This is a genomic window from Staphylococcus sp. FSL H8-0121 (assembly GCF_038008425.1).
GTDB classification, from domain to species: domain Bacteria; phylum Bacillota; class Bacilli; order Staphylococcales; family Staphylococcaceae; genus Staphylococcus; species Staphylococcus pasteuri.
This window is the reverse complement of the sequence record NZ_JBBOZB010000007.1, coordinates 1-25,455: the sequence shown is the minus strand read 5'-3', so window position 1 is coordinate 25,455 and position 25,455 is coordinate 1. Positions and strand designations below refer to the sequence as shown.

Here is a 25,455-nt window from a genome sequence, read left to right as displayed (position 1 = left end):
AATATAAACCTCTTCTTTTTCATATTTAGATAGAGGTAATAAGACGCGTTATTATATTTAATAATATCTCATTCTTGAAGTCATATTGTTTATACTATATAATTATATGTACTTATTATATAAACAACGCATCATTTAGAGTATATATGTTAGCGTTTATTACCTAAAGCGTTTAGTCGGGCCAACGACTAAACGCTTTTTACTTTATTAAAATCTAAGTTAATAGTAACAAAGTAAAAAAGAAGAAACAATAAATTATGTAACTTCTTATAAGTAACATGTTACATGTAACAAAAACCCAATTAGGATAGTGAACTAATGTAAAGAGTAAAGACATAGTAAATAAAGATTGAAAAAAAGTAATTTCAATAGTAACATGTTACATGTAACAAAAACCCAATTAGGATAGTGAACTAATGTAAAGAGTAAAGACATAGTAAATAAAGATTGAAAAAAATAATTTCAATAGTAACATGTTACATGTAACAAAAACCCAATTAGGATAGTGAACTAATGTAAAGAGTAAAGACATAGTAAATGGGAGGTATTATTTTGAGCATAATAACAGTTGGAAATTTTAAAGGTGGTGTAGGTAAAACAACAGTAGCCACGTTACTTTCTTATATTGCATCTGAAAATTATGATAAAAAAGTACTTTTAATAGATTTTGATCCTCAGGGAAATGCAACTCAAATTATGAAAAGAACTTATCCGGAATTTGAGGAAGAAAAGATTTCATTTATAAACATGCTAAAAAATGGAAATATAGATCAAAGTATTGTGAAATTAACTTCCAAATTATCACTATTACCAGCTGATTCATCTTTGGCTAACTTATCCGATATCATTTCAAAGACAGATATTCTAAAGAAAAGATATATTTTAAAAAATGTGGTTGAAAAAATTAAAGAAATTCACGATTTCGACTATATATTTATTGATGTACCACCTACTATTAACTCTGATTTCACTAATAATGCTGTTTATGCAAGTGATTACATTTTAATGGTATTTCAAACACAACAATCTGCTTATGAAAGTAGTCTTTCATTTGTTAATTTTTTAAGGGATCGAAAAAAAGAATCAGATTTATCGTTTGAATTGGTTGGCGCTGTTCCAGTATTAATTAAAAAAAGTGGACGTGTAGATAAACAGATATTAGATATGTCTAAATCAGCATTTTCTGAAGCACTCTTTGAGAACCAGATATATCAAAGAGAAAGAATAAAAAAATTTGCCGCTGATGGAATAAAAGATAAAGATATGCATGACAAAAAAGTTATATATATGTTTAACAAAGTCTACGAAGAATTAGTTAATAGAATTAGATTAATTGAGGGTGAGTGATATTTATGGCAGGATTTTTAGATAACATAGATACATCTGAGGTAAAATATACGGAAAATTATAAACCGGTATCTAAAAGTACGACTATGAGAGTGGACACTGATATAAAAAAAAGACTAAATCAAATGGCATTAGATAAGGATACATCTATAAAAGCTATAGTTGATGAAGTGTTAGGAGAATTTTTGGAAAAAAATAAGTATTAGTATTATATATATATTGAAAGAGTGTGTCATTACTTTAGACTGTAATGACACACTCTTATTTTAAATAACTTCTGATAATCATTGGTTATGTAAACAGAGTGAATGAGGCAATCATAGTCCATACAGAACCTTTATTTGGCTCTCATTTGTGTTTTAAGAGCTTATGTAAAAAAACATATAAAATACCCCTTAAAATGCAAAATAAGGATATTAGCTTATCACATATGAGTTTTGGTTTTAGTACGACACTTTTTTAGGTGTGTAAGTGCGCCTTTGGATATAAAAATAAAAGCCAACCCAGACAAAGTGGATTGACTTTTTCTTTCGTACGGTCTGTTTATTTTTCCTTCGACGCCGTATCGTCGATGTAAATAAAAAAAGTTATGGGCTAAAAATCTACATCACTTTTTCAAGAATGTAGTAGCGATATTCGACACAAATTAATTTTTATAACTGCTCGGAATATCTCAAGCCGTTTCTTTGAATTTAAAATTAAAAATCGACGCAGGTCGATGACGGATCTACACTAGCGTTTGGAACAAACGTATAAGTGCGCCCTTACGGGAGTTAAGTAGATTATAACACTGGTTAGTAGAGGAATGCAAAATTATAAAGTGTGTTGAGTTAGATTAGACATTTTTCTTTTTAAAGACAAATACTACGATGATTAAGAAAATAATAATATAAACAATATTACCAATAAATAATTCATGCAGTTCTAATTTTGTGAATTTTTTCATGTTTTTATCAACAATTTGAACCATAATATTCATCATACTAATAGGGTTCCATTTTAACCATTCCCATTTATCTACAACAATTGTTAATATCCCTGACAAAATTGAAGTGGCAAAATACAATACAATACCGACAGCAATAGAGACACCGGGACTTTTCATTGCACATGAAATTAATAAGGTGATACTTAAGACTAACCATGTTCCAACATATGTACCTAGTCCAGTTAATAACATTTTACTTAATAACGATAACGCATCACCCTTACTTTCAAGGAGATTGATATCGTTGAAGAAAATAGCCCATAGAATAATTCCTACAACAATACTAACAATAAAATACAGTAGTGAAAAAAGTATTAATGTAATAATTTTACTAATAATAATGCTTGTTCTCGTATATTTTCGATAGAGAAGATTTTTAATTGTACCATGATAAAACTCCATTGAAATAATGGTGCTGGCTTGAATAATTAATAAAAAGATAAACCATGAAAAACCACTAAATGCTGATTCAATAGATGATTGTGGAGAAAAAACATCATCATAGTTTTTAGATATTATAGCTTGAACAACCATTAATAACATAATGATAATTGGTATAATAAACGTCGATTTCTTTTTAAACAATTTAAAACATTCTTGCTTAATTAAAGTGCCCATTTTACGATTGATCCTCCTTATCAATGATACTTAATAATACATTTTCTAAATCGTTATCTTTATATTGGTTTAATTCTTCTTCGGTAGTTTCAGTAACAATTTTACCTTTGTTAATGATAAGGATAGAATTGGTGATTTTTACTAACTCACTTAATATATGGCTAGAAATTAAAAAGGTAACGCCCTCTTCCGCTTTTTTTACAATGAGTTCTCTAACATCTCTTACAGCCCTAGGATCTAACCCATTCATAGGTTCATCTAAAATAATTAATTGGGGTTGATTTAAGAAAGCTATTGCAATACCTAATTTTTGTTTCATACCCAAGGAATATGTTTTGGCTTTATTATGTATATACTCATCCATTTTAAGTTGAGAGACAATTGTATCAATATCTTGAGTATTTTTAGTTTCATTTAGTAGTTTAAGATTGTCATAGCCTGACATAAAGGGATATACTCCTGGATTTTCGATCAATGCACCAACGTTACTTTTTTTATGCTTATTTTCAATAACTTCAAAGTTACCTTCTTGATAAATCGAGTAGCCTAATATAACTTTCATCAAAGATGTTTTTCCTGCCCCATTTGCTCCAACAAGACCGACAATCTGTCCTCGTTTTAAATTTAAAGAAATATCTTTGAGAATAGTCTTATTACCTATCTTTTTTGTTAAATGTTCTACTGTTAAAACATCCATACAATTATCTCCTTTTTAATTATTTAGATATATTTTAAATCCAAACTTAATGTATCATAAAAAAATAAATTATTTAAATACATGTTGAGATACATAAATATAAATTAAATGAAGTGCTGCATTTTATAAGTACACTCTAAATTAACAAGATGTATAATCAATCTCAAATTGTAATTTTATACTTTTATTATATGATCTTTGTACTTAGAGATATATTGTAAAAAAAACCAATAAAATGTTATATTAACATTACTATTTTATCGATGAAGGAGGATTAAAATGACAGCTTCTATGAGACTCAAATAAACCTTTTTGAATACAAAACTAAATTAATTCAAAAAGGCTTGTCCGCAATACACACACTCATAGGATGACTTATGTCATTTTTTATCCTTCGATAGGAATAATAAACGCTTTCAAATACTAAAACATCGTAATAATTCTTTAAGTGTTTGAAAGTGTAATGTGAATGAGACGGGAGTAGCCTGTCTCATTTTTTGCGTACACGTCCTTTAAATATACAAGGAGTGTATAAATATGGAACAATATACAATTAAATTTAACCAAATCAATCATAAATTGACAGATTTACGATCACTTAACATCGATCATCTTTATGCTTACCAATTTGAAAAAATAGCACTTATTGGGGGTAATGGTACTGGCAAAACCACATTACTAAATATGATTGCTCAAAAAACAAAACCAGAATCTGGAACAGTTGAAACGAATGGCGAAATTCAATATTTTGAACAGCTTAACATGGATGTGGAAAATGATTTTAACACGTTAGACGGTAGTTTAATGAGTGAACTCCATATACCTATGCATACAACCGACAGTATGAGTGGTGGTGAAAAAGCAAAATATAAATTAGCTAATGTCATATCAAATTATAGTCCGATATTACTTTTAGATGAACCTACAAATCACTTGGATAAAATTGGTAAAGATTATCTGAATAATATTTTAAAATATTACTATGGTACTTTAATTATAGTAAGTCACGATAGAGCACTTATAGACCAAATTGCTGACACAATTTGGGATATACAAGAAGATGGCACAATAAGAGTGTTTAAAGGTAATTACACACAGTATCAAAATCAATATGAACAAGAACAGTTAGAACAACAACGTAAATATGAACAGTATATAAGTGAAAAACAAAGATTGTCCCAAGCCAGTAAAGCTAAACGAAATCAAGCGCAACAAATGGCACAAGCATCATCAAAACAAAAAAATAAAAGTATAGCACCAGATCGTTTAAGTGCATCAAAACAAAAAGGCACGGTTGAGAAGGCTGCTCAAAAACAAGCTAAGCATATTGAAAAAAGAATGGAACATTTGGAAGAAGTTGAAAAACCACAAAGTTATCATGAATTCAATTTTCCACAAAATAAAATTTATGATATCCATAATAATTATCCAATCATTGCACAAAATCTAACATTGGTTAAAGGAAGTCAAAAACTGCTAACACAAGTACGATTCCAAATACCATATGGCAAAAATATAGCGCTCGTAGGTGCAAATGGTGTAGGTAAGACAACTTTACTTGAAGCTATTTACCACCAAATAGAGGGAATTGATTGTTCTCCTAAAGTGCAAATGGCATACTATCGTCAACTTGCTTATGAAGACATGCGTGACGTTTCATTATTGCAATATTTAATGGATGAAACGGATTCATCAGAATCATTCAGTAGAGCTATTTTAAATAACTTGGGTTTAAATGAAGCACTTGAGCGTTCTTGTAATGTTTTGAGTGGTGGGGAAAGAACGAAATTATCGTTAGCAGTATTATTTTCAACGAAAGCGAATATGTTAATTTTGGATGAACCAACTAATTTTTTAGATATTAAAACATTAGAAGCATTAGAAATGTTTATGAATAAATATCCTGGAATCATTTTGTTTACATCACATGATACAAGGTTTGTTAAACATGTATCAGATAAAAAATGGGAATTAACAGGACAATCTATTCATGATATAACTTAAAAACTATACACTAATTTATATTGAATATTTCTTTAAAGTATTATAATAAAGTAAATAACAATAGTACCATAACCGATCATTTTTGAGAAAAAGAATATAGAAGAAAAGAGAGGGAGTTTTTACCCTCTCTTTTCTTGTTTTATTATTAAAATCTCATAATAGATGATTAATATGCGTTTTAGAACGCTGTGAGAAACGCTCATTTGCATTGACAACCTATTTATCAAGATAATCCCTTATCGTGTTTAATTCTATAAACAGTCTGCCTTGTTATATTTACTTCTTTTGCAATTTTACTAATTGCTTGGCCTTCTTCTAACATTTCGACAACTCGATGATAGATAACACGCTTTTGAGGATCTTTCGCGTTTGGCGAATAAAGTAAAGGTCGTCCTTTATAAACGCCTTTTTCTTTTGCAACTTGAATTCCTTGTGCTTGTCGACGTTTACTTTCGTTTCTCTCTTGTTCTGAAACCATTGCTAAAATTTGAACAATTAAATCTTTCATAAATTTATCCAGTAATGGATTACTAATAACTTCATTCATCATAGGTAAACTTGTAATCATTAACTGAACGTCTTTTTCTTTTAAGTAATTCACAGTTTCAATAATTTCATCATAATTACGTCCTAAACGATCAATAGATTCCACAACGAATCGATCTCCCGTTCTTACAAAGTTAAGTGCTTCTTGAAATACTGGTCTATTTTCAATAGATTTCCCAGACTGTTTTTCTGTAAATATTTTTTCAGCCCCAAACGTCTTTAAATTTTCAAGTTGTCTTTCTAAATTTTGATCGATCGATGATACTCACGCATAGCCAACAATCATTGATTTTCACCTCATAATTAATATACACCCTAACCATACATTTTAGTTGCTATAAATTCAACAATTATACATGTATGATTAGGGTGTATCCTGTCTAACTTTTATCTTTCTTAAAACTCAGTAATATTTTTTATTTATCTTTATTTTCTTGGTTATTTAACTTATTGAGATAACGATAGATTGTTGTACGTGAAACTTTCCATTGCTCTGCAATAGTTTTAATCGGGGTTCCATTATCATAAAGTGTTTTGAGTAAAGTCAAATCTTGTTTATTTAATTTTTCGGGTCGACCTCCATAGCGTCCTCTAGCACGAGCTGCCATTCGCCCCGCTGAAGAACGTTCTAAAATTAAATTACGTTCAAACTCTGCAAATGCTGCGAATAAATGAAATAACAATTGTCCTGTAGAACTTGATTTATCCATTGTTATATTTTCTTCTAAACTATGAAAACTCACGCCTCGATTATTAAGTTCATTAACTAATGTGATTAAATCTTCCATGTTACGTCCTAATCTATCTAGTCTCCAAACAACAATCGTATCTCCTGACCTCGCAAATTCAATAGCTTTATCTAAACCAGGACGTTTACTTCTTGATCCACTTATATGATCGCTAAATATCTTTTCACAACCATATTGATTTAATCGATCTTCCTGCAAATTCAAATTTTGCAAACCAGTTGAGACTCTTGCATAACCTATTTTCAAAATACAAACCTCCTATGTAGATTTTCATTGTACCATAACTTAATTCTAACCATATTTATGAACATAGATTTTCTGTTGGGTTATTGAACACTAAAATATGTATACTAGCTATATATCTAGATATAAAAAGAGAGTGTACAGAAAATGGTTATTTTATGTACACTCTCATCTTTACTAATATATTTTAAATGTTATTAACAAAACTAATTTAATAAGAGTCAAGTATAGTTTACATATGTATAATGTTTGAAACATATCTCTAATTACTTTTTACTAATATCATTTAAAATGTCTCGCAATTCTTCAATTTCTTTGTTATTTAATTCTTCATTTTTCGCAAAATTTAGCACTAAACTTTTCATGTCCCCTCCATACAGTTTATTAAGAAAAGTTTTAGCAGTTTTCATTTTAATATCGTCTTCTTTAATATTTGATGAGTAAAAATAAATATTCTCTGATTTGTATCGTTTTATAATCTCTTTTTTATATAGTCTTGTGATTAATGTTCTAATTGTTTTATCGCTAACTTCTTTATATTTTTGAATTTCAACTACAATTTCATTAGCTGATACTGATTTTTTATCCCATATTATATTCATAACATCCCATTCAGCCATAGATATTTCAACTTGCTTATTGGCCATTTAAAACACCCATTTCTTTTAATATTTTTTCACTGATTAATTCAGCATTTTTCCCAGACGGGTTTCCATCTGATAAATGTGTAGCAAAATAATACTTATCATGATTTGTAATTACGTAACCTACAAACCACCCATTATTATACTTCCCGTTTACTATACCTGTACCTGTTTTCCCATACAGTTCATACTTTTCATTTTTCTTAATCAATAATGAAGAAGATAATTGATTCTTTGCTTTTTTACTAAAATGGTTATTTTGTTCCATCATATTTTTAAAAACTATTACTTGTTCAAGATTAGATATTTTCAAACTATCTTCCATCCAATAGTTTTTATAACTTCCCAAATTTTCATTACCATAATTTAATTGCTTGAGTTGAGCCGCAGTATAGTTCTTTGGTATTTGATTACTAATACGTTCGAAGTACCAATTAACTGAATTTTGCATTGCTGTATTTAAATCTTGTTCCTTATTCCAAGACTCGAAAGGATAATGTTTATGATTCCATGACATACGTGAATTTTTATCACTTATGATATGATGGTCAAGTCCAAACATCGCTAAATAAATTTTATAAGTTGAATCAGGAGAATATCTCTTTCTACTTTCTTTTTCATTATAAATATAGTATTTGTCTTTCTTCATGCTGTACATGACGAAAGATCCACTATTTGAACCAAAATTTTTACTTTCATCTAAAATTTGGTGATCGTTCTGTAAGGGCTTTTTATAATTATAATCAGTTATGGATTGCCCCATCAAAAACTGGCTTTGAATTACCATGAGCAAAAAAGTAAAAATACAAATAAAAATTGGAATTAATTTGGACTGTTTTTTCAAATTGGCTTCTTTTATATTAATTAATCTTCTTTTGAGTAATGACTTTTTACCATTAAATGAATGGCTTAATATATTTTTATTAAAAAATGGAATATTTAATACGGAGTCCATAATAGATTCCGCATAAGTTTTAAATTCATTTTTGTTAATATTATTAAGAACAAATCTATCGGCTTCTACTTCATTGTCATGAATTATCTTTCTTTTTACAATATGTATTAATGGATTGTAACTCATAACAATAGAGAAGATATTAAAGATAATTAAATGTAAAGTATCTCTATTTTTAGCATGAGCATATTCATGCAATATTATATATTTTAGTCTTTTGTCAATTACACTTTTAAAATATGAACTAGGAATCAAAATAATATATTTCCCATACCAAAAAGTTATTGGAGATTGAATAGTCTCTGCTTTTCGAATCACAATATTTTTTTTATATTGATGGTTGAAAAGTATCGTATCTATTTTATTTTTTTCATTTTCGTTTAGATAAAGTGACTGTCTCTTTAAATATTTAAGATATAATAAGGATTTCAAAAATTTAAAACTTAAAATAATAACCAAAACTATCCAAATAACTGTGCAGATATTATCAATTGAATCCCAATTAAACTTATGGATATCTGTTGTGAACTCTTGAACAGGTTTGGTGGTATTTATGTTATGGTTCAAGTCGTGTGACCTACTTTCAACTGTGGGCGATTGATTATTCACATTATTAAATTTTATAAAAGAGAATTTAATTGGGATAAAAGGAATTAATCCAGCAAGCACAGTTAGATACCAAACTTTATAATTTAAACTATAATTAAAATAGCGTTTTAATATATACCTAAAAAATACTAACAATAGAAATATAAAACAAAAGCTTACTACGCTCATTATTAGTAATTTAGCCATTTTGACACCTTCTTTCAATTATTTATAATAAACAATTGACACCAATATTACAATTGTAATATTATTAATTTGTAAAAATTACAACTGTAATATTGGAGGGTTTATTTTGAAAAAGTTAATATTTTTAATTGCAATTGCTTTAGTTTTAAGTGCATGTAATTCAAACAGTTCACATGCCAAAGAGTTAAATGATTTAGAAAAAAAATATAATGCTCATATTGGTGTTTATGCTTTAGATACTAAAAGTGGTAAGGAAGTAAAATTTAATTCAGATAAGAGATTTGCCTATGCTTCGACTTCAAAAGCGATAAATAGTGCTATTTTGTTAGAACAAGTACCTTATAATAAGTTAAATAAAAAAATACATATTAACAAAGATGATATAGTTGCTTATTCTCCTATTTTAGAAAAATATGTAGGAAAAGATATCACTTTAAAAGAACTTATTGAGGCTTCAATGACATATAGTGATAATACAGCAAACAATAAAATTATAAAAGAGATCGGTGGGATCAAAAAAGTTAAACAACGTCTAAAAGGACTAGGAGATAAAGTAACAAATCCAGTTAGATATGAGATAGAATTAAATTATTATTCACCAAAGAGCAAAAAAGATACTTCAACACCTGCTGCTTTCGGTAAGACTTTAAATAAACTTATCGCAAATGGAAAATTAAGCAAAGAAAACAAAAAATTCTTACTTGATTTAATGTTAAATAATAAAAGCGGAGATACTTTAATTAAAGACGGTGTTTCAAAAGACTGTAAGGTTGCTGATAAAAGTGGTCAAGCAATAACATATGCTTCTAGAAATGATGTTGCTTTTGTTTATCCTAAGGGCCAATCTGAACCTATTGTTTTAGTCATTTTTACGAATAAAGACAATAAAAGTGATAAGCCAAATGATAAGTTGATAAGTGAAACCGCCAAGAGTGTAATGAAGGAATTTTAATATTCTAAATGGTTCTGTTGCAAAGTTGAATTTATAATATAATTTTAACAAAAAGGAGTCTTCTGTATGAACTATTTCAGATATAAACAATTTAACAAGGATGTTATCACTGTAGCCGTTGGCTACTATCTAAGATATGCATTGAGCTATCGTGATATATCTGAAATATTAAGAGAACGTGGTGTAAACGTTCATCATTCAACGATCTACCGTTGGGTTCAAGAATATGCCCCAATTTTATATCAAATTTGGAAGAAAAAGCATAAAAAAGCTTATTACAAATGGCGTATTGATGAGACGTATATCAAAATAAAAGGAAAATGGAGCTATTTATATCGTGCCATTGATACAGAGGGACATACATTAGATATTTGGTTGCGTAAGCAACGAGATAATCATTCAGCATATGCGTTTATCAAACGTCTCATTAAACAATTTGGTAAGCCTCAAAAGGTAGTTACAGATCAGGCACCTTCAACGAAGGCAGCAATGGCTAAAATAATTAAAGCTTTTAAACTTAAACCTGACTGTCATTGTACATCGAAATATCTGAATAACCTCATTGAGCAAGATCACCGTCATATTAAAGTAAGAAAGACAAGATATCAAAGTATCAATACGGCAAAGAATACTTTAAAAGGTATTGAATGTATTTACGCTCTATATAAAAAGAACCGTAGGTCTCTTCAGATCTACGGATTTTCCCCATGCCACGAAATTAGCATCATGCTAGCAAGTTAAACGAACACTGACATGATATATTAGTGATTAGCTATATTTTTTACTTTGCAACAGAACCCTTTTTATTTAAAAATCTCAATATTAATAAAATTAAAGCTAAAAAAGGACGAAAGATTGAATGGTTAGAATTTTCTTTTGAACCTGAGAAACGTATTCATTCGAAACGACAATCTAATATGATAAGTACAGGCAAACCAAAACAATATATAAGCCGTGAAATGACGCCACAATGGTTAAAAAATAACACTTATGAACCAACCACATCTAAGACATCTGCGTATACAGAAGAAGAACGTCAAGCGTTTTTACAAAAAATGAAAAAGTAAAGGAGACCCAGTTATTTGATGAAAACTGTAAAGGAAGTTTCTGAACTTTTAGATGTCTCTAAACAAACAATTCATTATCATTTAAAAAGTTTACCTTCAAATTTGAAGGTAAACAAAGTAGGTAACAAATCATTAATAGATGATAATACAATAGATTATCTAAAAACAATTTTAAATAAAAAAACGACAAAAGAATCGACAAAATTTGATGAAAAATCGACAAACAAAACAGAATCATTAAATAACCAATATAGCAGTTATATCGATAAATACATAGAGCATTTAGAATCAGAAATTCGACAAAAGAATCGACAAATTGACGATTTAACAATTGCATTAAAACAAGAACAATCTTTGAATTTAAATAGCCAAAATATATTAAGTAATACCAAAAAAATAGAAACTGATAATATAGATTCAAAAGAAGATATCATTACTCCAAAAGCATCAAAAAAAAATGAACAAAAACAATCTATCTTTTCTAAACTATTCAAAAAAAAATAATGTATTCACGCCTAAAGGCGTGAATACATTATTTTCTCTAAAAAGAAATTATCACTTGTTAATTATAATATAGTTAATATTTAGCAAGTGAAGTGTGGTTTATCATATGCAAAAATCCCACTACTGTCCAAAGCAAAGTAGGGTTTTTATTTAATATACAAAATACAAAGCATTTCTATATTGACAAAGGATAAAAATCATACTAACTTATGAATATATGAGCATATATTCATAAGTTAGTATGATTTTCTTCGAGTAACAAAACATTAATTGAAATTTTATATTTTTTAACTCTATAGTTATAAAAACAAAAATTCAAATTATAGAAAATATTTTTCATCATTAAAAAGAGGAGGGATTAAATGGAAAACGATCACAATCATAATCATACACATGGCGCGAACAAAAAGACTTTATTAATTAGTTTTATTATTATTACAAGTTACATGATTGTAGAAGGGTTAGGTGGTTTCTTTACTAACAGTCTTGCGTTAATTTCAGATGCTGGTCATATGTTAAGTGATTCTATTTCTTTAGGTATTGCTTTAATTGCATTTACTTTAGGAGCGAAGCAAGCTAATACAAATAAAACTTTTGGCTACAAAAGGTTTGAAATACTAGCAGCTGTACTTAATGGTATTACTTTGATGTTAATAGCTATCTATATTTTTTATGAAGCTATTGAGAGATTTAAAAACCCCCCTGAGGTAGCTTCTACAGGCATGTTAATTATCGCCTTGGTAGGCTTGTTTATTAATATTATTGTGGCTTGGATAATGCTGCGCGGGAGCGATGTAGAAGAAAACTTAAATATGCGTGGAGCATATTTGCATGTAATAAGCGACATGCTTGGATCTATAGGTGCAGTTATAGCAGCCCTTCTCATTATATTTTTTAGATGGGGGTGGGCGGATCCTTTAGCAAGTGTGATTGTAGCAATTTTAGTACTACGTAGCGGCTTTTATGTAACAAAATCAAGTCTTCATGTATTAATGGAGGGAGCACCAAGCAATATAAATACAAAAGACATTATTAAAACTATTAAAAAATTCAAAGAAGTTAAAAATATTCATGACTTTCATGTTTGGTCAGTAACTAGCGGATTAAACGCGTTATCTTGTCATATTGTTGTAGAAGATACAATGACCATTACTGAAAATGAGTTTTTACTTAAACGTATAGAACATGAACTCAATCATCAAAATATTCAACATGTCACAATACAGACTGAAACTTCTAACAATAATCATAGTGAAAAATTGTTTTGTATCGTGAAAGAAGAAGACAGTCAACATCATCATTAAATAAACAGCCATTATTTTTTAATAATGGCTGTTTATTTAATTATTCCAATATATTTAATATATCTTTTTTGTTATTTTCAAATCCCACGTAATATTTAAACAACTTTTTTTTACCCCAAAAAATTTTTTTATAAAAAACAAATAAGGGAACAATTCGGTTGCCTGATATTTTTTTCATTTCTTCTTCTAAGTCCAAATTTTGACTTACATCTTTATGACTATAACTAATCTCTTGAGAGTTTAAATACCTTTTTGATTCTTGGCAATCAGAGCATGTAGGTCTTGTGTAAAGCTCAAGTTGTATATTTTTATCCAAATATATCTCTCCTAATATAAGTTTTAGCATACATTTTATACAAGTGTACCTCTTAAAACAAACTATAAATATTAATTTTTTATATGAAACTTTTGTATTGACTTATACCTACTAGGGGTATAATATAGATTCCAACAAGAGATACCCCGTTAGGGTATATGAGGAGGGGTGAAATTGAACACTACTACTGTTAAAAACAATGACGCATTGCTCAATAGACTCAAAAGATTAGAAGGACAAATGCGCGGTTTACAATCAATGATAGCAGAAGATAGATATTGTATAGATGTACTAGTACAAATAACAGCAATACAATCAGCCCTAAAACAAGTGGGTTTTATAGTAACTGAAGACCATATATCTAATTGTGTAAGTGAAGGTATTAAAAATGGCAACGGAGAAGAAAGTATCAAAGAATTGATGGTTGTATTAAAACAATTTTCAAAATAGGAGGAAAGAAATAATTGAGTGAAAATATTAAAAAAACCTCATTAGGTATCACAGGCATGACATGTGCAGCTTGCTCGAATAAAGTAGAAAAAAATCTAAATAAATTAGATGAAGTTAACGCTAATGTAAATCCTTCTACAGAGAAAGCTACAATTGAATATAACCCCAATGTTACATCATTAGAAGATATTGCAAATACAATTCAAAAAACAGGTTATGGAGTTTTAACCGAAAAAGTGGATCTCGATGTAATGGGAATGACGTGTGCAGCTTGTTCGAATAAAATCGAAAAAGTTTTAAATCGAATCTCAGGTGTAAATAAGGCTACAGTTAATTTAACCACAGAAAGTGCTACTGTAGAATACAACCCTGATATGACGTCTGTAGATGAATTTCAACAACGTATTAAAAACCTAGGGTATGAGGCACAACCTAAAAAAGAAGCATCAGAAAAAAGTTCCCAAAAAGAAAAACAATTAAAACGACAGTTAATTAAATTAGTTGTTTCAGCTGTTTTAGCAGCTCCATTGTTAATGACAATGTTCGTTCATTTATTTGGTATTCAAATACCACATATATTTATGAACCCGTGGTTCCAATTTGTATTAGCAACGCCTGTTCAATTTGTTATTGGTTGGCAATTTTATGTAGGCGCTTATAAAAACCTTCGTAATGGGTCAGCAAATATGGATGTTCTTGTCGCTTTAGGTACAAGCGCAGCCTTCTTTTATAGTATTTATGAATCGATTAAGTGGTTAATTAATACAAATTATGAGCCACACCTATATTTTGAAACAAGTGCTGTATTAATTACTTTAATTCTTTTCGGAAAGTATTTAGAAGCACGTGCTAAAACACAAACAACAAATGCGTTAAGTAAATTGTTGAATTTACAAGCTAAAGAAGCACGTATATTACGCAACGGTGAAGAGACTATGGTTCCTTTAAGTGAGGTAAAAGAAGGAGACTATTTAGTTATCAAACCAGGAGAAAAAATACCAGTAGATGGCAAAATAATTAAAGGTATGACTTCAATTGACGAGTCAATGTTGACAGGTGAATCTATTCCTGTTGAAAAAATGCAAAATGATAATGTTATAGGATCAACAATGAATAAAAATGGAGCAATTACTGTTGAAGCAACAAAAGTTGGTAAAGATACAGCTCTTGCCTCCATTGTTAAAGTTGTCGAAGAAGCGCAAGGTTCTAAAGCGCCAATACAAAGACTAGCAGATATTATTTCTGGATATTTTGTACCTATCGTTGTAGGTATCGCGATTTTCACATTTATTATATGGATTTCATTAGTTCAGCCGGGACAATTTGAACCAGCCTTAGTTGCTGCAATAGCAGTATTAGTTATCGCTTGTCCTTGTGCGTTAGGCTTAGCTACGCCTACTTCTATAATGGTGGGTACCGGAAAAGCTGCTGAAAATGGCATTCTATTTAAAGGTGGAGAACACATTGAAGGTACACACGCTATTAATACAGTTGTTTTAGATAAAACTGGCACTATAACAAATGGCACACCTGAAGTCACTGATTTTAGTGGAGATGATCAAACATTACAATTGTTAGCTAGTGCAGAAAAAGGTTCTGAACACCCACTAGCTGAAGCTATCGTAAGTTATGCTAAAGAAAAATCATTAGAATTTTTAGAAGTAGACCATTTTGAAGCTATACCAGGGCGCGGTATAAATGCAACAATTGATGGTAAAGAACTTTTTGTCGGAAATCGAAAACTAATGAGTGAAAAAGGAATCCAAACTAATGAAGCTGAAACAAATCTCGCTCAATTTGAAAAAGAAGGAAAAACTGCAATGCTTATAAGCGTAGATAACGAATTGAGAGGGGTTGTCGCTGTAGCTGATACAGTTAAAGATACTGCCCAACAAGCTATTCAAAAACTTCATGAATTAGGTATTGAAGTTGCTATGTTAACTGGTGATAACAAACGTACCGCACAAGCAATAGCAAAACAAGTTGGTATAGACACGATTATTGCAGAGGTTTTACCAGAAGAAAAAGCTTCTAAAGTAGCAGAAATTCAATCTGAAGGTAAAAAAGTAGCTATGGTTGGAGATGGTGTCAATGATGCTCCAGCACTAGTTAAAGCAGATATTGGTATTGCCATTGGTACAGGTACAGAAGTTGCAATCGAAGCTGCTGATATAACTATTTTAGGAGGAGACCTTTTATTAATTCCAAAAGCAATAAAAGCAAGTAAATCTACAATTCGTAATATTCGCCAAAATCTATTTTGGGCGTTTGGTTACAATGTTGCAGGTATCCCTATAGCAGCAATTGGTCTGCTAGCACCTTGGGTTGCGGGAGCAGCAATGGCTTTAAGTTCTGTAAGTGTTGTCACAAACGCTTTACGTCTAAAACGTATGAAATTATAAGAATCTTATATTTCTTGAAAGGAGGTGACAACATTGACTAACGAAGTTATTAATGTAGAAGGTATGAGCTGTGACCATTGCAAGCATTCAATTGAAAAAGCATTAAATGGATTAGATGGTGTAACATCTTCAGAAGTAAGCTTGGCGAATGGGAATGTGGAAGTTGAATTTGATGAAAATCAAGTAGCTTTCAACGACTTTAAAGAAGCTATTGAAGATCAAGGTTACGATGTAATTAAATAATTTAAATAGTTGGGCATATCGTTTAATGATATGCCCTTATTAAAAATTAAGGAGGATAAAAATATGAATCATAATCATGAATATCATTCAAACAAACCCGAAATTAAAGCAAATGTTGTATATAGAGATGGTAATATAGAAATTACGTTAGAAGATGAATTTAATAATGCCCCATTATTAGATACTATGCATGAAAAAGAAATGCATTTCGTTTTAGTATCTAATGACATGGAGAAATATTACCACCTACACCCTCAAAAAAAGCATGAAGGTTTATTTATAATTAACCAACAATTAGAGCCAGGAACTTACCAGGCTTTTGTTGATGTTACACCAAAAAACCATGTGTATTCCGTTCATCCTATTGAACTGCAAATTGGAGATAAAATAACCTCTACAACATCTTTAAATTCTGATAAAAATTGGGTAAAAGTTAACAAAGGAGTTCATGTAACTTTAAATTCTATAAGTGCTAAAGAAGATGAACATGTCCCTTTAACTTTCAATACAGAATTAACTCCCCAACCTTATTTAGGAGCTTTAGGACATGTGATTATATTTGATGAGCAATTAACTGATTATATTCATGTTCACCCAGAATCACCTGATTCTACAACCTTTTATGCTCATTTTCCTAAAAAAGGGATGTATAAAATTTGGGCAGAATTTAAATTTAATGATGAAGTGCATAGATTTACTTATAATATTAAAGTTGCATAAATCTATTAGCAAAAGCTTAAAAATCAGTAAATTGTAAAGAGTTATTTAGATAATACAAAACGCTTTATAAAAAATCGAAAATTTAAGATAGAAAGTTGATGAATAAAGTATCAAAAAATTGTAGTGGTTGTTTATATTGCAACATTCACTGAATTTTTATAGTTAATAACCTATTATTTAAGGAGTAATTTATTGATTAAGTTTGAATATTTTGAGGAGAAAGATTTTGATTTATTAATAAACTGGATAAACTCTCCTGAACTTTTAGTCAAATGGGCAGGTACAGATTTTAATTATCCCCTAGATGAAGAACAATTAAAGGAATATATTAAAGACACAAATAAAGAAAATTCTAGTAAAATAATTTATAAAGTTATCATTGAAGAAAATAATTCAAAAAAAATTATAGGTCATATTGCTTTAAATAATATAGATTTTAAAAATTGTTCCGCCACGTTAAGTAAAGTTTTAGTAGGTGATCCGCAAATGCGTGGCCAAGGATTAGGCCCTAAAATAATAAAGAAATTATTGAAAAAGGCTTTTGAAGATTTGGGACTACACAGAATTGAATTAGGTGTTTTTGCCTTTAATAAATCAGCTATTAAAAGTTACAAAAAGATTGGATTTATAAAAGAAGGAGAAAAAAGAGACTTTAGAAAATTAAATGGAGAATATTATAATTTATGGCAAATGAGTATGTTAGAAAGCGAATGGTCTTGAATAATTTTAAACAAAAATAGTCCTCTTATTTTAATAAGAGGACTATTTTTGTTTATTTAGAGCGTACTCAAAAATGACATTTTGTATATAAAATTTATTTTGATTCATAAGTAATTCAGCTAATGACTTCTATTTTATTAATTTTAGCTATATATTAATATAGAAATAATAGTAAACATCTAATTAACTAAGATAGACAATTACAAAGACTTTACACTAAAATTCTTCTGAGTATGTTGAGGGGAATTATTGACAGAATTATCTTTTTTACTGTTTTAAATCTTTCACATATCTTTCCAATGCTAAATAATCTACACACATTGATTCAAAAAATGAAACTTTTTTTATCACAGCATTTTTATATACTTTTTGGGCTTTATTTACGATTCTTTGATTTTCTTGCCTAATAAAAATTAATTGGTTAGTTAATAAGTTATAATATTCTAAATCTTGCTCCTTTATGTATTGCATATCTATTTTAGAAAGATATTTATCAGGAACAGGTATCATATTTAAAAATAATAGATATCCTAATCTATTTTGAATATTATTAACCTCAAACAATTTTATTGATAGTTGATTATTTAGTTTTTTATTTTCTTTAGGGGAACTTAAAGGGACAAAATAATTAAGATCATTAATAGATAATACAACTCCTAAATAAGGACGAGTGGATTTATTTAATAATACTCTCTCATCTACATTTCTTAATTCATTAATATAATCTTCATCAACATAGTATAATTTCATAATTTCTCCTACAGTATAAAAATAAAGCGACCAAATATTTGGTCGCTTTTCAATGTCTACTTGTGGCAAGACCTCTCCATTTTTTCAATTCCAACTTTTAGCATGGACTCTCTATTTTTTCAATGTCTACTTGTGGCAAGACCTCTCCTATATACATTTTAAATTTTAGCACTGTATAAATCATATGTCAATTTTTTATCTTTATATTATATTTCTCAGAACCGTTCAAATTGGTTTTCTAAGAGAAAAATGATTAAAGATTTACTAACTGATTTTTCATTAGAAATAAAGCAGGTAGACGCTTGGTACAAAATACTTTCTACACCGATACAAATCCACAATTGATTGGAAAGAGTAAAATCCTTTGACAAGCTAATTACCGTATTGTTGATAGTATAAGAAAAGACTTATTAACCAAAAAAATCCTACAAAATCAATAATAATAGTCTTTTACATTTCTCCACCAACCAATGTTATAGTCCAATTAACGAAAATGATTAGCAAAGTAATGATCCCTCTCTGCGACTAGATTGATTCTTGATAGATAGGCGAACTATATATATCATGTTCTAATATACGACCTTTGATAAGTTATTTTCTCTTAATCTAAATTTGTTATCATTTTTTCTTTTTAAATAAATTTTTGGTAATAATAAATGCAACTACATATAACTCAACTGTTACCATTAATGGTAACGTGAAAAGACCCATATACATAAATATATCATTTGCGTGCATTATTCTATCCCAATCATCAACGACACTGATGAAGTTCCACACAAAATACCCTGTAGGGACCCCAAATATTATTAAACCTATAATCATTTTTAACAGTAATTGTTTATCTCTTAGACTCATCGTAGCTATTTTAATGTCTTCTAACGTTAACCAAGATTTTTTTTGAGATGTACTAATTTTTAAATCCTTTATTCCTGTTATATCTTTTTCTGTCTGATATCCTAAGGCATCTTTTAGAATTAATTTATCTCTACCATTAATACTCACTCTATCTATAATTTCTCTTTCAATAATACAATTATTTACATTTTCTGCAAAATAGTTTTTTCTACGTCGTTTTCCTACAAATGGAAATATAAAAATAGGGAATAATAACGAATAAAGAACAAGTAATATAGCTGGCAAACTAATTTTATCCCAATCTGTTATATATTTAATCACTTCTTCTTTAGGATATGCACTGAGTGAATAAAAAATCATTGCTAACAAGTACATTAATGCTACTAGTGTTATAAATATGTATAAAATTATATTGATTATCAGTGTTTTTACTCTTTCCATCTTTTGTCTTTTATATAAAATATTTTGACTTAGAATTTGAATAAGCGCATATATAATATATATTACTGCAAAAATCCCTACTTCGTTAAAATTCTTGTATAGGTCAATCAAGAAATCCATATTTTTGAAATACACGTTAACTCCTCCAATTAAAGTGTATAACAGGTTACTAAGACTTATAAATTTTTGCTTAAGTTATGCCATATTCTCATATAGCCCATAAGTTCTGTGTATTCAGACTTCAACATACCGTTAAGTAAATCATAAACATCATCAAATTCTTTATTTATAATTTCATAAACAACTTTTGTTTTATTTCTATACATCCACTCTGCCACGCGTTCTGTTTCACTAGTACCATCTTTTAAAGTAACGGGTTTAACTTCAATTTCATTTAATTGTTTAAGTATCTTATTTTTACTCCAATGTACATTATTTAAATACTTCTTCTTTTTCAAATCAACAAACTTTTGTAAATTATTATTTATCGGTTGTTCATTATTAATATCAGGAACCTCCCACATTTTCGTATAATAAGACAGATTTAAAACAATTTTCTTAGTATCAAAAATATTAAAAATATTTTTGATATCTAGTATATCTAAATATTCATTAGAAAAACGTATACAGTTTTCTAAAAAATTACTATATTCTTTTTTCAGAAGTTCATATTTTTCTTTATTATCTATATCGTGATCCCTATGTATATTTTGTGCTATTTCTCTAGAATCTTTAATAACAGATTTAAATAATGATAGTTTATTTGAAAAATAACGTACGTCGTCTAATGATTTTGCCAGTGTATCACTTAATTGATTTAGGTAATCTATCATTATACTTTTATTATGTATATTCTCATTCTGTCTAATATATTTTGCTATTCTATTTTGATTAGGTAGCAACTCTTCGATTGATATATTACCTCGTTTTATTTTTTCAGGTTTTGTTACATCATCTCTTAATATTTCATCGATCATATCTTCATTAACATACTTTACTTTTTTGAATGCAAACTTCCTTTTTTGTGGGTAATGATATTTATTCCAATTTTGGTTTGTTCCATTTTCTATATTATTTAAGATATCATTACTTTTATTTTTTACATAGTCTGTTGTGACACTTCGCTTTTTGCTATCTTCCTCATAAATTGAAAAATAATTCCCATTAATAATATACGCAGCTTCTTCCAGAGAATACCATCTTTCCTTTTTGCCATCTATCTCCAAGAATTTTTTATAATTACTTTTAAAAATTTCTTGTTCCATACTTAAATCAGACCCCTCTAAAATTTCTTCGATATTGTCATCAGTTAATTGATTATTCATCCAATAATTAAAATCTAAGTCATTGATTCCTTTGTTATTAATGATAATCACGCTATTACCTCCAAAAACCGAATAAATTTTTTCACCTATTATTTTATCACTTCATTTGCGAAAATTTAATCAATCACAGATATCTTTGATTAATTCTATTTATATTTCCTAAACGATGCGCATCAATAGGATAGAAAGGATGTTTCACATGAAAATTCAATCTAATTTCAAAAAAGGTGGCTATTCAACTGAAATAGCTTCCAATTATATTGATAATAAAAAACCCATTTATAGCTTAAGTACAGAACTTTATCCGCAACAGCGTTTTGAGAATAATCAGCCTACCGGAGAAATTATTGCGTATAAAGCCTGGTTTGTTCAAGAAGGCTTACCGCCCTTCACAGTTAAATTCGAAAATGAAGTGACATTACCTAATTATATGAGCGTCATTACTTTTGATCATTTAGAAGCTTGTGAAGTCCGTTATGATGTTTACTTCAAAGCTTCAGATCTGAAGGAGGTTAAATAATGACAGCCAAAGAGCTCGAACAATATCTCCTACAAAGCTTAAATATGGCACTAGGATCCATGATGCAAGGCGAAACCAGTTATACCAATAGTTTCACCTGCAAGGTCACGGAAGAAGGTTTTTACTTTCTTCCTCGCCTGCCTGCAGGCTATATTGTGGACGATGACTTATATCAAAAAATATTTCTCATTGCGAGTGCAGCTTTATATCCCAAATTCACATTGTTAAAACAGAATTCTGCGTATTTCGTACCTATGGATACCGACGATATTCATACGCAACGCGCTTTGTTTTTCCCATGGCAACAAGGGATATCAGAACGCTTAGTGATTTCTGATTTAGATCGTTTTACGTCGTCTCTAACGAATCAACAAATTCCGATCATGAAACAATTAACTTTAAACTATCAAAACATTACATCTATAGCGATCGCAGGTAATTCAGGCAGTGGTAAATCTTATATGCTGACGTACTTACTAAGTGTATTAAAACCGATATCAGAACTCATTATTGTTGACCCTAAGTTTGATACACCGAGCCGTTGGGCACGTATTCATGATATTACTGTGATTCACCCTCATCAAAATCGATCTAAGTCTGATTTTTTATCTGAAATTAATGAAAACTTAAGTCATTGCCTTCAAGTTATTCAACAACGACAAACCATTCTTTATGACGATCCAGACTATCAATTTGATCACCTAACCATTGTGATTGATGAAGTGCTCGCTTTAGCTGAAGGTGTGAATAAGACCATTAAAGACGCGTTCTTTTCATTACTATCTCAAATTGCTTTATTAGGTCGTGCCACCAAAGTTCATTTATTACTGGTGTCTCAACGATTTGATCATCAAACCATCCCGGTTTCCGTTAGAGAACAACTCAATGTGCTGATTCAAATCGGTAATATTAATAAAAAAACCACACAATTTTTATTCCCCGATTTAGATCCAGAAGGTATTGTGATACCCATTGGTAAAGGGACAGGTCTAATCCAAGTGATTGATAGTGAATCTCCCTATCAAGTCTTACCCTTGTTATGTCCGACTTACTATACGAAAGCAGGTGTATTGTGATGAGGAAAACCTATTTCATGCGTGTGTATGATATTATCATTTACTTGTTCCTGTTCGCTATTTTGACAGTTATGGTTAGTAAACTCTTTGTCCTATTAAACTTTATTGTGTCTCAAATTGATATTATCGATACGCGAAACGTCACACACTATATCACAATCATTTCAAATGGTGTATATCAACTTACATTTTACTTATTAGTCTTAGCATTGATGTTAATAGTTATCGATTTAATGATTCGTTTATTGAAAGATCAACTCACGAATCATATCAAATCTGTTTATCACACAATGGTTTTACGACATTATCTTAAACAAGATGTTGACACAGACACGACTCAGGATTGGCAAAATAACGGCAAAAGTAAAACAAATTCTGTCCAGCAATACTTTAATAAAATGGTTGGAAAATCGCTCGTTGATGTTCGTCAAAATGAAGTCCGTGTGGCAATTAAAATTCCCCGGAAACAGCAAGCTCACGATATATTAAAAAAGATTGAACCTCAAATTCATGAAGAAATTACACATATGCACCCGAATTATTACTTTTCAAAACCTCAACGTCATCATCGTTATCTATGGTTTGCAGGCCACAAACGTTAAGATACACATGCGTTGTGGTACACGAAGTGATAAACACAACGCATGTGTATCTTAACAGTGCCATGGGGTTACTACGACCCCCCATGGCATCATTAATCAATAATCACAGAAAGGATGTCCATGATGACGAAAGATAAGCGTTCGAATAAGTGGGCTTTTTTAATATATGAAGAAAGCACGCCATCTAACTATCAAGATATTTTGGAACAGATGCATATTCCTTATATTTTAAGCCCGTGGCACAATCAAGATATAGATCAATCAACGGGATTAATCAAAAAATCACATAAACACGGTGCTTTATTCTTTGATTCTTTAAAAAGTTATTCTCAAGTCTCTGAACTACTTCAACAACACTTAAATACACCGAGGCATATTGAAATTATTATGTCTCCTAAGGGCATGTTTGATTATTTTATTCATGCCTCTAATTCAGATAAAACGCTTTATGATATCAATGATATTGAAAGTGGTTGTGGTTTTGACTTAAACCAATTTTTATTAGATCAAGGTCAGTCCGAAGTGTTTAATAACATTATTGATATGATTGAAAATCACAATTTTATAGAATTTCAAGATCTAGTGATGTATGCGCGACAACATCATCCATCTTATTTAAATTTGATTATCCAACGGACGTATTTTTTTGCGAAATATTTAGATTCAAGGCGACATACGTTCAATCATAAATAGTGTGATGTGTCGAATATATGGTTTTGTGGCGCGTTTTGACGTCGCATATTTAAGGAATGCATTTCTTCGAGTTCTGTTTTAATTGAACGCATTAAATAACCTTGCATGGCTTCGACACTTTCGCTTTTTTGAATTAATGTTGCTTTAAAACGTTTGAGCACATTAATCATCTCAAACTCAATATCTTCTAACATGTATACTGTATTCTTTTCATTATTAAATGATGATTTAGCTTTAAGTATGACACTTTTAATAATTTGTATTTCATCAACTTCAAAGTTATTTAAATAGGTTTGAAGTTGATCGGGAATTTCTTGAAGTAAATGATATTTTAAGGCATTATTATCAAATTCATTAGATTGATGATTTGGATGATTCGAATGAGAAGTATTAGGGTTGGCTATATGTTCACTATCATTCATATCATACGTATCATTATTCTCAGTTTCTTTATTCTCAGTATCATTAATATCAGTATCATTAGACTTACAAATTGTTAGTTCTTGAACTATATTTTCGTTAGTTCTTGAACTAATAATTTGTTTGTTCTGGAACTTACGATTTGTTAGTTCCTTGTCATAACTAGGTTCTAAAAGGTATATTTTGTTAGGTCTATTTAGTCCTTGTCTTTCATTTATAATTAAATTGAATTTTTCTAGCTCTTTTTTCAATTTGATAATTTTAGGTTCTCCGTATTGTAAAATGGAACATAATTGTTTATTTGTATATAGTAGATATATATTATTTTCTTCATCAATCCAGTTATTGATTTTGGATAATTCAAAACGATCTTTTAATAGAGCATACATAACCTTTGCGTCAGTTGTCATTTTAGAAAAATGACCATCTTCAAATAAAAATTTTGGGAGTTGGTAAAAACGAGATGTTTCAAATTCACTAGCAGAAATTTTTTTGAATTTTGACAT

General features: G+C 29.4%; 27 protein-coding genes and 1 pseudogene. 17 read left to right on the top strand and 11 right to left on the bottom strand.

Going from position 1 to position 25,455, the window contains the following annotated elements; genetic code table 11:
* Positions 1-552 precede the first annotated feature (552 nt).
* Both LFT63_RS12565 and LFT63_RS12560 read left to right on the top strand, forming a co-directional pair.
* Positions 553-1,347: a ParA family protein gene (locus LFT63_RS12565; RefSeq protein WP_000022892.1), complete on the top strand. Its 795-nt coding sequence runs from the start codon at positions 553-555 to the stop codon at positions 1,345-1,347.
* 5 nt (positions 1,348-1,352) lie between these two features.
* On the top strand, positions 1,353-1,553 hold the full coding sequence (locus LFT63_RS12560) for a hypothetical protein (protein WP_000896836.1): 201 nt from the start codon (positions 1,353-1,355) through the stop codon (positions 1,551-1,553).
* A gap of 629 nt (positions 1,554-2,182) precedes the next feature.
* On the opposite strand, the gene LFT63_RS12555 is transcribed toward LFT63_RS12560, so the two are convergent.
* Both LFT63_RS12555 and LFT63_RS12550 read right to left on the bottom strand, forming a co-directional pair.
* Positions 2,183-2,953 (bottom strand): ABC transporter permease, encoded by a 771-nt coding sequence (locus tag LFT63_RS12555; RefSeq protein WP_002455772.1) that lies wholly within the window; start codon positions 2,951-2,953, stop codon positions 2,183-2,185.
* Position 2,954: 1 nt separating this feature from the next.
* Entirely contained in the window at positions 2,955-3,650 is a 696-nt protein-coding gene (locus tag LFT63_RS12550) for an ABC transporter ATP-binding protein (RefSeq protein WP_002447409.1), read from the bottom strand.
* Positions 3,651-4,187: 537 nt separating this feature from the next.
* On the opposite strand from LFT63_RS12550, the gene msr(A) reads away from it, so the two are divergent.
* Entirely contained in the window at positions 4,188-5,654 is a 1,467-nt protein-coding gene (gene msr(A), locus LFT63_RS12545) for an ABC-F type ribosomal protection protein Msr(A) (protein ID WP_002447408.1), read from the top strand.
* Between the two features lie 223 nt (positions 5,655-5,877).
* On the opposite strand, the gene LFT63_RS12540 is transcribed toward msr(A), so the two are convergent.
* From LFT63_RS12540 to blaR1, 4 genes are all read right to left on the bottom strand, one after another.
* Positions 5,878-6,456, bottom strand: a complete 579-nt coding sequence (locus LFT63_RS12540) for a recombinase family protein (protein ID WP_031908289.1) — start codon at positions 6,454-6,456, stop codon at positions 5,878-5,880.
* A 160-nt stretch (positions 6,457-6,616) separates the two neighbouring features.
* Positions 6,617-7,195: a recombinase family protein gene (locus LFT63_RS12535; RefSeq protein WP_001829991.1), complete on the bottom strand. Its 579-nt coding sequence runs from the start codon at positions 7,193-7,195 to the stop codon at positions 6,617-6,619.
* 263 nt (positions 7,196-7,458) lie between these two features.
* The gene (blaI, locus tag LFT63_RS12530; RefSeq protein ID WP_001284653.1) at positions 7,459-7,839 is read right to left on the bottom strand and encodes a penicillinase repressor BlaI; all 381 of its coding nucleotides are present in this window, start codon (positions 7,837-7,839) and stop codon (positions 7,459-7,461) included.
* Positions 7,829-9,586 carry a beta-lactam sensor/signal transducer BlaR1 gene (blaR1, locus tag LFT63_RS12525; RefSeq protein ID WP_019235980.1) on the bottom strand — a complete coding sequence of 586 codons (1,758 nt, stop codon included), beginning with the start codon at positions 9,584-9,586 and terminating at the stop codon, positions 7,829-7,831. The genes blaI and blaR1 overlap by 11 nt, the downstream gene beginning before the upstream one ends.
* 106 nt (positions 9,587-9,692) lie before the next feature.
* On the opposite strand from blaR1, the gene blaZ reads away from it, so the two are divergent.
* The 5 genes and pseudogenes from blaZ (at position 9,693) to LFT63_RS12500 (ending at position 13,413) form a co-directional block, all read left to right on the top strand.
* Entirely contained in the window at positions 9,693-10,538 is an 846-nt protein-coding gene (blaZ, locus tag LFT63_RS12520; protein WP_002505221.1) for a penicillin-hydrolyzing class A beta-lactamase BlaZ, read from the top strand.
* Between the two features lie 66 nt (positions 10,539-10,604).
* Complete coding sequence (locus tag LFT63_RS12515; RefSeq protein ID WP_001105960.1) at positions 10,605-11,279, top strand: IS6 family transposase; 675 nt, start codon at positions 10,605-10,607, stop codon at positions 11,277-11,279.
* A gap of 59 nt (positions 11,280-11,338) precedes the next feature.
* Positions 11,339-11,605: pseudogene (locus LFT63_RS12510) on the top strand (replication initiation protein); the annotation flags it as partial.
* 18 nt (positions 11,606-11,623) lie between these two features.
* Positions 11,624-12,109: a helix-turn-helix transcriptional regulator gene (locus LFT63_RS12505; RefSeq protein WP_002487969.1), complete on the top strand. Its 486-nt coding sequence runs from the start codon at positions 11,624-11,626 to the stop codon at positions 12,107-12,109.
* A gap of 362 nt (positions 12,110-12,471) precedes the next feature.
* Positions 12,472-13,413 carry a cation diffusion facilitator family transporter gene (locus tag LFT63_RS12500; protein WP_001831389.1) on the top strand — a complete coding sequence of 314 codons (942 nt, stop codon included), beginning with the start codon at positions 12,472-12,474 and terminating at the stop codon, positions 13,411-13,413.
* A 40-nt stretch (positions 13,414-13,453) separates the two neighbouring features.
* Here LFT63_RS12500 and LFT63_RS12495 read toward each other — a convergent pair whose 3' ends face one another.
* Positions 13,454-13,729, bottom strand: coding sequence for a glutaredoxin family protein (locus LFT63_RS12495; protein WP_001831374.1), 276 nt, complete (start codon positions 13,727-13,729; stop codon positions 13,454-13,456).
* 174 nt (positions 13,730-13,903) lie between these two features.
* Between LFT63_RS12495 and LFT63_RS12490 the strand changes: the two genes are divergently transcribed.
* The 5 genes from LFT63_RS12490 (at position 13,904) to LFT63_RS12470 (ending at position 18,264) form a co-directional block, all read left to right on the top strand.
* Entirely contained in the window at positions 13,904-14,179 is a 276-nt protein-coding gene (locus tag LFT63_RS12490) for a metal-sensing transcriptional repressor (protein WP_001831396.1), read from the top strand.
* Positions 14,180-14,193: 14 nt separating this feature from the next.
* On the top strand, positions 14,194-16,581 hold the full coding sequence (locus tag LFT63_RS12485; protein WP_001832797.1) for a heavy metal translocating P-type ATPase: 2,388 nt from the start codon (positions 14,194-14,196) through the stop codon (positions 16,579-16,581).
* 33 nt (positions 16,582-16,614) lie between these two features.
* A complete protein-coding gene (gene copZ, locus LFT63_RS12480) occupies positions 16,615-16,824 on the top strand; it encodes a copper chaperone CopZ (RefSeq protein ID WP_001831373.1) in 210 nt (69 codons plus the stop codon).
* A 63-nt stretch (positions 16,825-16,887) separates the two neighbouring features.
* The gene (locus tag LFT63_RS12475; protein ID WP_001831384.1) at positions 16,888-17,544 is read left to right on the top strand and encodes a hypothetical protein; all 657 of its coding nucleotides are present in this window, start codon (positions 16,888-16,890) and stop codon (positions 17,542-17,544) included.
* Between the two features lie 192 nt (positions 17,545-17,736).
* Positions 17,737-18,264, top strand: a complete 528-nt coding sequence (locus LFT63_RS12470; RefSeq protein WP_001831394.1) for a GNAT family N-acetyltransferase — start codon at positions 17,737-17,739, stop codon at positions 18,262-18,264.
* A 267-nt stretch (positions 18,265-18,531) separates the two neighbouring features.
* Here LFT63_RS12470 and LFT63_RS12465 read toward each other — a convergent pair whose 3' ends face one another.
* The 3 genes from LFT63_RS12465 to LFT63_RS12455 all read right to left on the bottom strand — a co-directional run bounded on the left by LFT63_RS12465 (position 18,532) and on the right by LFT63_RS12455 (position 21,689).
* The gene (locus LFT63_RS12465) at positions 18,532-19,014 is read right to left on the bottom strand and encodes a type III toxin-antitoxin system ToxN/AbiQ family toxin (RefSeq protein ID WP_001831392.1); all 483 of its coding nucleotides are present in this window, start codon (positions 19,012-19,014) and stop codon (positions 18,532-18,534) included.
* Between the two features lie 618 nt (positions 19,015-19,632).
* The gene (locus tag LFT63_RS12460) at positions 19,633-20,448 is read right to left on the bottom strand and encodes a hypothetical protein (RefSeq protein WP_001832799.1); all 816 of its coding nucleotides are present in this window, start codon (positions 20,446-20,448) and stop codon (positions 19,633-19,635) included.
* Positions 20,449-20,489: 41 nt separating this feature from the next.
* A complete protein-coding gene (locus LFT63_RS12455) occupies positions 20,490-21,689 on the bottom strand; it encodes a hypothetical protein (RefSeq protein ID WP_001831368.1) in 1,200 nt (399 codons plus the stop codon).
* A 148-nt stretch (positions 21,690-21,837) separates the two neighbouring features.
* On the opposite strand from LFT63_RS12455, the gene LFT63_RS12450 reads away from it, so the two are divergent.
* The 4 genes from LFT63_RS12450 to LFT63_RS12435 all read left to right on the top strand — a co-directional run bounded on the left by LFT63_RS12450 (position 21,838) and on the right by LFT63_RS12435 (position 24,529).
* Complete coding sequence (locus LFT63_RS12450; protein WP_000701704.1) at positions 21,838-22,158, top strand: hypothetical protein; 321 nt, start codon at positions 21,838-21,840, stop codon at positions 22,156-22,158.
* Positions 22,158-23,234: a hypothetical protein gene (locus tag LFT63_RS12445; RefSeq protein WP_000125496.1), complete on the top strand. Its 1,077-nt coding sequence runs from the start codon at positions 22,158-22,160 to the stop codon at positions 23,232-23,234. The genes LFT63_RS12450 and LFT63_RS12445 overlap by 1 nt, the downstream gene beginning before the upstream one ends.
* Positions 23,235-23,305: 71 nt before the next feature.
* Positions 23,306-23,836: a hypothetical protein gene (locus LFT63_RS12440; RefSeq protein ID WP_225973524.1), complete on the top strand. Its 531-nt coding sequence runs from the start codon at positions 23,306-23,308 to the stop codon at positions 23,834-23,836.
* A gap of 123 nt (positions 23,837-23,959) precedes the next feature.
* Positions 23,960-24,529 (top strand): replication protein, encoded by a 570-nt coding sequence (locus LFT63_RS12435; protein ID WP_000159079.1) that lies wholly within the window; start codon positions 23,960-23,962, stop codon positions 24,527-24,529.
* On the opposite strand, the gene LFT63_RS12430 is transcribed toward LFT63_RS12435, so the two are convergent.
* On the bottom strand, positions 24,520-25,455 hold a 936-nt coding region (locus LFT63_RS12430; RefSeq protein WP_000032810.1), incomplete at its 5' end, for a replication initiator protein A. The genes LFT63_RS12435 and LFT63_RS12430 overlap by 10 nt on opposite strands.